At 65.5% G+C, this 11,010-nt stretch carries 9 protein-coding genes; 7 read left to right on the top strand and 2 right to left on the bottom strand.

All coding sequences use genetic code 11. The annotated features are described in order from the left end of the window. Positions 1-63: 63 nt before the first annotated feature. On the bottom strand, positions 64-891 hold the full coding sequence (locus BO1_RS38740; RefSeq protein WP_028222168.1) for a helix-turn-helix transcriptional regulator: 828 nt from the start codon (positions 889-891) through the stop codon (positions 64-66). A 140-nt stretch (positions 892-1,031) separates the two neighbouring features. Here BO1_RS38740 and BO1_RS38735 point away from each other — a divergent pair, with 140 nt between their 5' ends. The 6 genes from BO1_RS38735 (at position 1,032) to BO1_RS38710 (ending at position 7,002) form a co-directional block, all read left to right on the top strand. Continuing rightward, the gene (locus BO1_RS38735) at positions 1,032-1,547 is read left to right on the top strand and encodes a GNAT family N-acetyltransferase (protein WP_028222167.1); all 516 of its coding nucleotides are present in this window, start codon (positions 1,032-1,034) and stop codon (positions 1,545-1,547) included. A gap of 171 nt (positions 1,548-1,718) precedes the next feature. Then, entirely contained in the window at positions 1,719-4,091 is a 2,373-nt protein-coding gene (locus BO1_RS38730; protein ID WP_028222166.1) for an ATP-binding protein, read from the top strand. Positions 4,092-4,102: 11 nt separating this feature from the next. Further along, entirely contained in the window at positions 4,103-4,849 is a 747-nt protein-coding gene (locus BO1_RS38725) for a methyl-accepting chemotaxis protein (RefSeq protein ID WP_028222165.1), read from the top strand. Beyond that, complete coding sequence (locus BO1_RS38720; protein ID WP_028222164.1) at positions 4,846-5,376, top strand: hypothetical protein; 531 nt, start codon at positions 4,846-4,848, stop codon at positions 5,374-5,376. The genes BO1_RS38725 and BO1_RS38720 overlap by 4 nt, the downstream gene beginning before the upstream one ends. 49 nt (positions 5,377-5,425) lie before the next feature. After that, positions 5,426-5,791, top strand: coding sequence for a response regulator (locus tag BO1_RS38715; protein ID WP_028222163.1), 366 nt, complete (start codon positions 5,426-5,428; stop codon positions 5,789-5,791). A gap of 251 nt (positions 5,792-6,042) precedes the next feature. Then, on the top strand, positions 6,043-7,002 hold the full coding sequence (locus tag BO1_RS38710) for a phosphotransferase family protein (RefSeq protein ID WP_084688577.1): 960 nt from the start codon (positions 6,043-6,045) through the stop codon (positions 7,000-7,002). A gap of 9 nt (positions 7,003-7,011) precedes the next feature. On the opposite strand, the gene BO1_RS38705 is transcribed toward BO1_RS38710, so the two are convergent. Further along, on the bottom strand, positions 7,012-9,339 hold the full coding sequence (locus tag BO1_RS38705; protein ID WP_028222161.1) for an FdhF/YdeP family oxidoreductase: 2,328 nt from the start codon (positions 9,337-9,339) through the stop codon (positions 7,012-7,014). A 190-nt stretch (positions 9,340-9,529) separates the two neighbouring features. On the opposite strand from BO1_RS38705, the gene BO1_RS38700 reads away from it, so the two are divergent. Further along, the gene (locus tag BO1_RS38700) at positions 9,530-11,005 is read left to right on the top strand and encodes an aminotransferase-like domain-containing protein (protein ID WP_043288423.1); all 1,476 of its coding nucleotides are present in this window, start codon (positions 9,530-9,532) and stop codon (positions 11,003-11,005) included. Positions 11,006-11,010 lie beyond the last annotated feature (5 nt).

Here is an 11,010-nt window from a genome sequence, read left to right as displayed (position 1 = left end):
CAACGCCTGCGGCCCGCCGCGAAAACAAGTTAAGGCACAAATCGCCATAAACCCCACCAAAACCTACCCTCGATATTGCCCCGGCGTAGCCGCCACAAACTGCCGGAATGCCCGCTGCAGATGCGCCTGATCAGCAAACCCAGCCTCGACGGCAACGTCCGCAATAGCATGACCGCGCCGCAACTGCGCACGAGAAAACTCAATACGCCGGTTCACCACATAAGCATGCGGAGTCATGCCATATTGCTCACGAAACGCGCGAATCAGATACGAAGGCGACAGGTCCGCTGCCGCGCAGATCTCTTCGAGCTTGAGCGTGCGCGTGTAATTGCCATCGATAAATTCAGCGGCCCGCACGAGCCGCTGGTTCTGCTCACGCGGCGCATTCGCACCCGGCGCAGGATTGAGCGCCTGCTGAAGCGCCATAAAGTACTGCACGACGGCCCTTTCCTTGCGCAGCACGTCTTCGCCCGGATTCACGAGCACGTCATACAGCGCATTCAGCCCCGCAAACAAATCGGCGCGCCACGTGAGCGTCTGCCCGAACGGAACGAATCCCCCCTGCGTGCCGAAGCCCTGCGCACGCTGAAGCTCCGCAAGCCAGTCCGCATCGAGATAGAACATGCGATAGGCCCAAGCCTCGTCGGCGGCAGGGTTGCATGCATGCACAACGTCCGGGTTGACAATGACCACGGCGCCCGCATGCACATGCTCGAGCGTATTGCCATTCGAATAAGTGCTGCGCCCGCCCGTTACCGCGCCAATCGAGAACGTGCTGTGCGCATGACGCCCGTAGCGCAGCTTGCGGCCATCGGCAATGGCGCGCACTTCGATAAACGGGAGAGCGTTGTCGCGCCAGAAAGCGGGCGTGGAGTCGGTCGGTTGCGGCACGGTGGGCCTCGGTGGCGTTACAGCGCGAAGAATCGAATGGCCATATTAACGCAGACCGGCGAGGCCACTATGCGAAGCCGTATGCCGCAATCGTGTTAGCGTCGTGCTTCGATCCCCTTTTATCCCGCACAGCAACGCCCATGAATGCCAATGCGCTCACGATCCGCACACTCACCGAAGACGACATAGATGCTTTCCACGCCCTGCGCCTGCAGGCCACCGTCGATACCCCCTTTGGCATCGTGCCCACGCGAGAGGAAGAAGCGCGCTGGTCGCGCGAAGAAAACATCGTGCGCGTGCGCGAGACCGATCAGCAAGCCGTATTCGGCGCCATCGACGGCGCGGCGCTGGTGGGCATCGTGGGCTGGCGGCGCGAGGCGCGCCAGAAGCTCGCGCACAAGTCGCTCATCTGGGGCGTGTTCGTCGAGCCCGCGTATCGGCGCGCAGGCGTCGCGCGGCGCTTGATGGAGCGGGCCGTCGAGCATGCGCGAACGAGCGGCGTCGAACAGGTCCACTTGTCCGTGGGCGCAAGCAATCCGCGTGCGCAAACGTTGTACCGCTCACTCGGCTTCACCGTTTACGGCACCGAGCCGCGCGCCCTGTGCATCGACGGCGAATATTTCGACGAAGAACTCATGGTCCTGATGCTCGACTGAGCGCTGCGCATATCGTGCACGCAGCGTCCGTGCGTCAGCGCACGAAGCAAGTCCGTTCATCATTTCGTCATACATGAACGTCGATAATGCCCCCCGAATAAATTGGCCTTTCGTGCCACGAGTCGCGCAACCATAGCGCGTCCGGCACGGCGAAGGCCCGGGGATTTCGACATGACCATTCGCCACCGCATCACGCTACTCATCGTGCTGATGTTCGTCGCGTTGTCCGCCATTGGCGGCTACGCGGTCTATCAGACACGCCGCAGCGCCACCGACGTCCATCAGGTCACGCAAGGCGTCGTGCCTAGCGCGCTGGCTTCCTCCGATCTCGTTTCGCTCGTGAAAGACGTGCAGCTCGCGACGATGACGCTCGTCTACGCGCCCGATGCGACCACGGCCCAACTGGCGCAGGACGAGCTCAAGAAGAAGGAAGCCGCGCTGCGCGCCGCGCTCGACGTGCAGCGCCAGGCCGCCGCGAGCCACGCGCAGGACGGGCTCGTCGAGCAGGCGCGGGAAAGCATCGCGAACTACTTCAACGCCATCGAAGAAACGGCCAACATGAAGGCCGCCGGCAAGAACGCGCTCGCGCAGGCCTATCTCTTCGCCAACGTCGCCCAGTATCGCGACGAACTCGAAGGCATCGTCACCACGATGCGCGTGGAGAAGAACCGCCAGAAAGACGCCGCCATCGAGGCGCTCAACGGCATGCTCGACACCACCACGAGCGCCATCGCCGGCGTGACGGGCGGCGCGGTGCTGCTGCTCACGCTGATCGGCGCGCTGCTGTATCGCCAGATCACGCGGCCGCTCTCGCGCATGCAGGAAATGATGAGCGAGATCGCGTCGAGCCAGGACTTCACGCGCCGCGTGCCGGTGGGCCGCATGGACGAAATCGGACGCTCGATCGTCGCGTTCAACGGCATGATCGAGAAGATCCAGCATAGCTCCGCCCAGCTCAAGCGCAAGACCGCCGATATTCAGGCGATGCTGCAGAACATGCAGCAAGGCATTCTCACGGTCGTGGAAGGCGCGAGCGTGCACAACGAGTATTCGGCCTACCTCGAAGCGATCTTCGAAACCCGCGAGATTGCGGGGCGCCCGCTCATGGACCTCGTGTTCTCGCACACGGAGCTGGACGCCGACACGCTCGCGCAGATCGACGCCGCCGTGCATGCGTGCCTGGGCGAAGACGACGTGAATTTCGCGTTCAATCAGCATCTGCTCGTGAACGAGATCACGCGCACGATGCCCGATGGCCGCAAGAAGGTGCTCGACCTGAGCTGGTCGGCCATCACCGACGAAAACGACGTGGTCGTGCGCCTCATGCTGTGCGTGCGCGACGTGACCGAGCTGCGCGAGCTTGCGGCGGAAGCGGGCGAGCAGAAGCGCCGCCTGCAGATGATCGGCGAGATTCTCGCGGTCAGCGAAGAGAAGTTCCATCGCTTCGTGGAAAGCTCGAAGGGCTTCATCCACGAGAACGAGCGCATCATTCGCCAGCACGATTGCGCGGACATGGATGCCGTTGCCGCGCTGTTCCGCAACATGCATACGGTGAAGGGCAACGCGCGCACGTACAGCCTCCAGCATCTCACGGGCGTCGTGCATGAGGTGGAGCAGCGATACGACGCGCTGCGCCGCGAAGCGTCGAGCCACAACTGGGACCAGCAGGCGCTGATCGACGACTTGCAGCGCGTGCGTGAAGCCGTCGATCACTACGCGACGCTCAATGAAGTAAGCCTCGGGCGCGGTGCGCGCGCGCAGGGCGACGGTGGCGCAGTTGGCGCGGTTGACGGCGTCGGGCGCGAGCAGATCGATGCGGGCCTGCGCCTGCTGGAAAGCGCGAACGAACACGACATCGCTTCGCTGCGCGCGATGCGCACGGAGTTGCGCCGCGTGCTGAGCGGCATCGGCACCGAAAGTGTGGAGCAGGCGCTCGAGGGCGTGCTCGAATCGCTGCCTTCGCTCGCGCAGGAGCTTGGCAAGGTCGCGCCGCACGTGCGTATCGACGATGGCGGCTACCGCCTGCGCTGCGATGCGGCCGTCACCGTGAGCGACGTCTTCACGCATTTGCTGCGCAATTCGCTCGACCATGGCATCGAGATGCCGGCGCAGCGCCGCGCGCGGGGCCTGGACGAGGCGGGACACATCGGCATCAAACTGGGCATGGCCGACGACGCGCTGCGCATCACGCTCGCCGACGATGGCCGTGGCCTCGCGCTCGCGCGCATTCGCGCCGTCGCGGTGGAGCGCGGCTGGCTGGGCGCGCACGAGAGCGTAAGCGACGAGACGGTTGCCGCGTTCATCTTCCACGCGGGCTTTTCCACGGCGCACAGCGTCACCGAGGTGTCCGGGCGCGGCGTGGGTATGGATGCGGTCCGCGACTTCCTCGAGCGCAAGGGCGGCCGTATAGAGCTGCGCTTTACCGATAGCCGGCAGGGCGCCGATTATCGGCACTTCGAAACGATCGTGTACTTGCCGCAGACATGTGCCGTTGCGTACGCCGGGGAGCACTCGGCATTGCGCGAAGCCGTGCTGGCGGAATAGCGGGGGGAGCTGTGGTTTTACCGTATTTGATGGGCGCGGCGGCAGGCGTCGCGGTGGCGGCGTTGTGCGCAGCGGGACGCTCATGGCGCTCGCGTGCGCACTGGCGCGAGGCGCAAGAGGCGCAGCGCGCGCAGCAAGAAGAGGCGCTCGCGCAGGCCGAGGCCCGCGTGCAGGCGGCACAAGAGAGCGCCGCGCGGGAGCATGAGGCGCTGGCCGCGCAGATCGAGTCGTTGCGCGCGGACCTGGCGCAACGCAAGTGGGTGAGCGAAGCGATGGAAGCGGCGTTAGGCGCCGAGCGCGCGCGCAGTACCGAGGCACGGCAACGCGCCGAACGCATTGCAGGAGAGGCCGCGCGTCTGAAGCAGATGTCGGCCACCTTCGAGCGTTGGCATGAGCAGATGATCTCGCTGATGGCGCAGAACCACGACATGCACCTGAAGAATCAGGAGCTCTCGTCGATCGTGAGCCATGTGCTGATCGTGTCGCTCAATGCGTCCATCGAAGCGGCGCGCGCGGGCGCGGCGGGACGCGGCTTCTCGATCGTCGCGGGCGAGGTGCGCGCGCTCGCCACGCGCTCGCAGGAACTCTCGAAGAGCTACCGCGACAGCCTGAATCGCAACGACCTCATCACTGCCGCGACGTTCCAGGACATTCAGGCGGGCGGCAAGATGATCGCGGCCTCGCTCGCGAGCGTGGATTCGCTCACGCAGCAGTTGCGCGCGCAGCTCGAAGAGGCGTCCATGGAGGCGCACGCATGATCGGCACGCACGCGAAGGATAGCTTCGAGCGGATTTTCTTTGCGGCGGCGCGCACGCGCCTCGTGACCGATCCGCAGCATGTATGTGAGATCGCGCCTGTACCGGGCGAGGCATCGCAGGGCGAGCATGTGGTCCTGCTGACGATCTCGTCGACGCAGTTTCGGCTGCTGCTCCTGCTGCATGTCACGGATGACGAAGCCACGCGCGCGTACTACGTGGGCGGAGCCGAAAGTGCCGTGGTGGATGCGTTCATGGAGTTCGGCAACCTCTGCTGCGGAGCGATGAACCAGCAACTGGTCGAGCATTTCCCCGACCTGGGGATGTCCACGCCGTACGCGCTAGGCAGTCAATGCCTGCCGTATCTGCGCGAGCTGAAGCCGGACCATGTGAAGTCGTACGCGCTCACGATCGACGGCGCGGTGCGGCTGGGGGCGACGCTGTGCATCTGCACGCACGTGCCGCTCGATTTCGTTGCTGAGGCGTTGGCCGAGACGCACGAAAGCGCGGGCGAACTCGAATTGTTTTGACGATATCGACGTAAAGCGCGCCACTCTGGGCGCGAAGGAAAAGAACGAGATGGCAAAAATTCTGGTAGTGGACGATTCAAGCACGGTGCGCGACGAAGTCGCGGGCTTCCTGCGCAAGAACGGTCTGGACGTGGACACGGCGGTGGACGGCAGGGACGGCCTCGCGAAGCTGCGCACGAATCCGGGCGTGAAGCTCGTGGTGAGCGACGTGAACATGCCGAACATGGACGGCCTGACGATGGTCGAGAAGATCCGCGGCGAGCTGGGCAACGCGGCGGTCAACGTCGTGATGCTCACAACCGAAAGCAGTCCCGCCATGAAGGAGCGCGGCAAGGCGGCGGGGGTGCGCGGCTGGATCGTGAAACCTTTCAAGGGCGACGCGGTGCTCGAGACGTTCCGCAAGCTCGCGGGTTAAAACGTAAGCGTCTGCAGCGCAAATGAAAGCGTGCCGGCGAGCGCCGGCGCTCGCGCTGGCGTGCATCGGAAATGCGCAGCGCATGCGCCCTGGTATTTCAGCGTGTTACGTCAGATGACAGCCGTGCATGCGCGGCTGCGTGTACAGGGCCGCAAATGTTACGGCGTTAAGCGCGCTAAATATTTGCTGTGTTGCCGGTGGTGTCCACATTGCCCTAATCTCCCGCTCCCGATGAACGGAGCCGGCGCGAAATGGGCGATTGCGGAGAGACTGACGGCGCGGCTGTGCCGGAGTGGGCGCAACACGCACTCGGTGCGCGCCCGCTTTCACTTGAACAACAAGCGCTTTCACAAAGCGGCAATGAGGTGTATCGGGCGCACATGCCGGATGGGCGCTCGCGGGTGCTCAGAATCAGCGCCCATGCTCGCGCGTTCGCGCATACCCGCGCGAATCTCGCCACGCTGCGCGCACTCGGGTTGCCGGTGCAGACGGTGCTGGCCGAGGGAGCGACGCCTCAAGGCGGTGCGTATGTGGTGCTCGATTGGCTGCCTGGCCGCGATCTCTACTACGTGCTGGCGGAACTGAGCCGCGCCCAAGCCGAGCGCATTGCATCGACGGTCACGGCGTTTCAGCATCGCGTGGCCGAGCACGTGACGGTGCCGCAAACCGGCCGCTTCGGCTGGGCTCCCAGAATCGGCGAGCGCGCGCAATATGCTGCGTGGAGCGAAGTATTCGGCGCGCCAATGCCACAGGAGGCGCTTGCGGCCATGCGCGACCGCCCGGATGTGACGCCGCTCGACCACTGCCGCGCTCGCCTTGCCCTCGTGCGTGCGTCGCTGGAAGACTACTTCGCCGCACTACAGCCGGTTTGCTTCCTGCACGACCTGACCGTGAAAAACGTGCTCGTGGACGGCGGCGAGCTGAGCGGCTTGATCGATTTCGATAGTGTCTGCTACGGCGATCCGATGATGGTGGTGGGCGTCACGCTCGCGCATCTGGAAGCCGACGTGGGCGAAGCGGGCCGAATCTATGGCGAGGCGTTGATGCGTTGCTGGCATGTGCAAGGCGAGCGCTTGCGCGCGGCGGCGTTCTATGCGGCGCTATGGGCGACCGGCTTTGTGTCGATCGCGCTCGGCGCTGGCGATCACGAGCGCGTCAAAGCGGTCGTGCCGGTCGCGCAAAGGCTGCTCACGATGGCCGAAGGCGCCTGAGCGCCGCGCTCAGGCCGCGATGGCTTCGTCGCGAGCATTCGCCTTGGTGGGGCTCAGCAACACCGGAATCGACTTCGACGTGGGCGTGCCCGCGCCATCGGCAATCGACGAAAGCGGCACGAGCGGATTCGTCTCCGGATAATAGGCGCCGAGGCAGCCGCGCGGAATGTCGTACTCCACGAGCAGGAAGTCCTCGACGTGGCGCTCCACGCCGTCGTCCCACACGCTCGTGATGTCCACGCGCTGGCCAGGCGCGAAGCCGAGCATCGCGATGTCCTCGCGGTTCGCGAACAGCACGCGGCGCTGGCCATAGACGCCGCGATAGCGGTCGTCGAGACCATAGATCGTGGTGTTGTACTGGTCGTGCGAGCGCGTGGTCATCAGCGTCATCAACTGCTGGCCATGCGCGGCGCGTGCGCGATGGATCGGCGTATCGAGCGCGATGGCGTGCACCACGTACTGCGCTTTGCCGCTCGGCGTCTTCCAGATGCGATCGCGCGAGGCCACGCCCAGGTGGAAGCCGCCCGGGTGCTTCAGGCGCTCGTTGTAGTTCTCGAAGCCGTCGAAGACCTTTTCGATGCCGTCGCGGATCTTCGCGTAGTCGGCGGCAAGTCCGAGCCAGTCCACCTTCTCGCTACCGAGCGTGGCGTGCGCCATGCGCGCGACGATGGCGATTTCCGAAAGCAGATTCTGCGAAGCCGGCCGGTTCATGCCGTACGAGATGTGCACCATGCTCATCGAGTCTTCCACGCTCACGCCTTGCGGCACGCCGTTCTGCAAGTCGATCTCGGTGCGGCCGAGCGTGGGCAGAATGAGCGCGTCTTCGCCGTGGATCAGATGGCTGCGGTTGAGCTTGGTGGTCACGTGCACCGTGAGCGCGCACGAGCGCATCGCCTCCCACGTGCGCGGCGTGTCGGGCGTGGCGATCGAGAAGTTGCCGCCCAGGCCGATGAACACCTTCACATGGCCTTCGAGCATCGCGTGGATCGTTTCGACCACGTCGTAGCCGTGCTCGCGCGGCGGCTCGAAATCGTAGGCCTTGCCGAGGCGCTCGAGGAACGCCTGGGTCGGCTTCTCCTCGATGCCCACCGTGCGGTCGCCCTGCACGTTCGAGTGCCCGCGCACGGGGCACAGGCCCGCGCCGCGCCGCCCGATGTTGCCGCGCATCATCATGAGGTTCGAGAGCAGCTGCACGGTGGCGAGCGAGTTCTTGTGCTGAGTGATGCCCATGCCCCACGTCGCAATCACGGCCTTGCCCTTCACGTAGATATCGGCGAGCTTGAGCACCTCTTCGAGCGGCACGCCCGCCTCGGCGACAATGGTGTCCCACGACTCGGCGCGCAGGTCGGCGGCGAAGGCCTCGAAGCCCACCGTATGATCCGCGATGAAATCCACGTCGAGCACGCGTTCGGCACCGTCGGCGCGCGCGGCGTCGTCGAGCTCGAGCGTGCGCTTGGCCACGCCCTTGATGAGCGCGAAGTCGCCGCCCACGCGCGGGCGGATGAACACCGAGCTGATCTGGACTCCTGAAGGCGAGAGCATGTCGAGCGTGTGCTGCGGGCTCGCGAAGCGCTCGAGGCCGCGCTCCTTGAGCGGGTTGATCGAGACGATGGTCGCGCCGCGCTTCGCGCAATCGCGCAGCTCGCCCAGCATGCGCGGGTGATTGGTGGCGGGATTCTGGCCGAAGATCAAGAGCGTGTCGGCGTGCTCGAAGTCGTCGAGCGTGACCGTGCCCTTGCCGATGCCCACCGTGCCCGGCAGGCCGCGGCTGGTGGCCTCGTGGCACATGTTCGAGCAGTCGGGGAAGTTGTTCGTGCCATACATGCGCACGAACAGCTGATAGAGGAACGCGGCTTCGTTGCTGGCGCGGCCCGAGGTGTAGAAGGCCGCGCGGTTCGGGTCGTCGAGTGCGTTCAGGTGTTTCGCGATGAGCCTGAACGCGTCGTCCCAGGCGATCGGCACGTAGCGGTCCTGCTTCGCGTCGTAGACGAGCGGGTCGGTCAGGCGGCCGTGCTGCTCGAGCTCGTAGTCCGATTGCGCCATCAGCCCGGTGACGGTGTGCTCCGCGAAGAACTGCGGCGTCACCCGCTTGCTGGTGGCCTCGGCGGCCACGGCCTTCACGCCGTTTTCGCAGAACTCGAAAGTGGAGGCGTGCTCGCGGTCGGGCCAGGCGCAGCCCGGGCAGTCGAAGCCGTCGGGTTGGTTCTGCTTGAGCAGCGTCCGGTAGTTGCCGCCCGTCACCTTCTCCTTGATGAGGTTGATGGCGACTTGCTTGAGCGCCCCCCAGCCGGCGGCGGGATGGTGATAGGGCTCGATGCGGGGCTGCGGCTTTTTCATGTTGCGTTCGGATCGGGTCAGGCAGGGACGGCGCGGATGCGCCGGCCGATGTGCGAAGACTACTGTGTTCCTGCAGGCCCGGTGATCACAGAAAAACGAAAAAGCAAGGGATACAGTTACGGCGATTTGACATAGACTCACGGGATCGCCCGATTCGCTTTGCCCGCCGCCCGTGACTGTCCCGCCGACTGTGCCCCGCTACGAACAACTCGCCGACGACATCGAGGCCGCCGTGCGGCGCGGCGTGTTCGCGCCGGGCGAGCGCATTCCCTCGGTGCGGCGCGCGAGCGGGCAGCATGGCGTGAGCATCAAGACGGTGGTGCATGCCTACGCGCTGCTCGAGAGCCGCGGCGTGATCGAGTCGCGGCCGCAGTCGGGGTTTTTCGTGAAGGCGCGTCCTGTGGTGCTCGAGGGGCGAAATGCGCGCGCGGAGCCCGCGCCGCAGGGCGGCAAGGGGCGCCATGCCCGCGCGGCGAAGGCGCCGATGGAGCCCGTGCACAATGCGGCGCCCGCCTCGGTGGACGTGAGCCGCCTCGTGCTCTCCACCTTGCGCAGCATCGTCGCGCAGGACGCGGTGCCGCTCGGCTCGCCGTATCCGGACCCGGCGCTCTTTCCGTGGCGGCGCATCAACCAGTACGCGAACGCGATCGCGCGGCGCCACGCGAGCTGGAACCTGATCGACGACCTGCCGCCCGGCAACCCCGGGCTGATCCGCCAGATCGCGCGCCGCTACGCGGAGAACGGCGCCGACATCGATCCCGAGGAAATCGTCATCACGGTGGGCGCGACCGAGGCCATCAACCTGAGCCTGCAGGCGGTGGCGAAGCCGGGCGACACCGTGGTGGTCGAGTCGCCCACTTACTACGCGATGCTGCACGCGATCGAGCGTCTCGGCATGCGCGCGATCGAAGTGAGCACGCACCCTGAAACCGGCATCGACCTCGACGCGCTCGAACGCGTGCTCGCGCGCAAGAAGGTGGCCGCGTGCATGGTGATGCCGAATTTCCAGAACCCGCTGGGCTTTCGCATGCCCGATGCGCACTTGAGGCGGCTCGTGGCGCTGGCCGAGGCGCACGATTTGCCGGTGATCGAAAACGACGTCTATCAGGAGCTCTACTTCGGGCCGACGCGGCCGTCGTCGCTCAAGCAGTTCGACACGCGCGGGCTCGTGCTGCATTGCGCGTCGTTCTCGAAGAGTTTGTCGGCGTCGTACCGCATCGGCTGGGCGCTGCCGGGGCGCTATCGCGCGCAGGTCGAGAAGCTCAAGTTCCTCAATACGCTGACCACGCCCTCGGTGCCGCAGGTGGCGCTCGCCGACTATCTGCGCCACGACGGCTACGACCGCCACCTGCGTCGATTGCGCCGCTTTTATCGCCAGCAGGCGCGCCTGATGCGTGCGATGATCGAACGGTTCTTTCCCGCGGGCACGCGCACGTCCGACCCGCAGGGCGGCTACGTGCTGTGGGTCGAGCTGCCGCCACGCGTGGATTCGATGCAACTCTACCGGGCTGCGCTCGCGCAGGGCATCACGATCGGGCCGGGCTACATGTTTTCGATGCGCAACCATTTCCACCATTACATCCGCCTGAACTACAGCTATGCGTGGACCGCGCAGACCGAGGCGGCGTTGAAGACCCTCGGCGAACTGGCCGCGAAAATGGCCTGAGGAGA

The sequence above is a fragment of the Paraburkholderia oxyphila NBRC 105797 genome, assembly GCF_000685075.1.
Classification (GTDB): Bacteria; Pseudomonadota; Gammaproteobacteria; order Burkholderiales; family Burkholderiaceae; genus Paraburkholderia; species Paraburkholderia oxyphila.
The sequence above is the reverse complement of the archived record's forward strand: the minus strand, read 5'-3'. Positions and strand labels throughout refer to the sequence as shown.

Excerpts from the sequence above, each read along its gene's own strand:
- BO1_RS38735 (WP_028222167.1), top strand. The coding sequence starts at position 1,032 with ATGAATGCCAATGCGCTCACGATCCGCACACTCACCGAAGACGACATA.
- BO1_RS38730 (WP_028222166.1), top strand. The coding sequence starts at position 1,719 with ATGACCATTCGCCACCGCATCACGCTACTCATCGTGCTGATGTTCGTC.
- BO1_RS38720 (WP_028222164.1), top strand. The coding sequence starts at position 4,846 with ATGATCGGCACGCACGCGAAGGATAGCTTCGAGCGGATTTTCTTTGCG.
- BO1_RS38715 (WP_028222163.1), top strand. The coding sequence starts at position 5,426 with ATGGCAAAAATTCTGGTAGTGGACGATTCAAGCACGGTGCGCGACGAA.
- BO1_RS38710 (WP_084688577.1), top strand. The coding sequence starts at position 6,043 with ATGGGCGATTGCGGAGAGACTGACGGCGCGGCTGTGCCGGAGTGGGCG.
- BO1_RS38705 (WP_028222161.1), bottom strand. The coding sequence starts at position 9,339 with ATGAAAAAGCCGCAGCCCCGCATCGAGCCCTATCACCATCCCGCCGCC.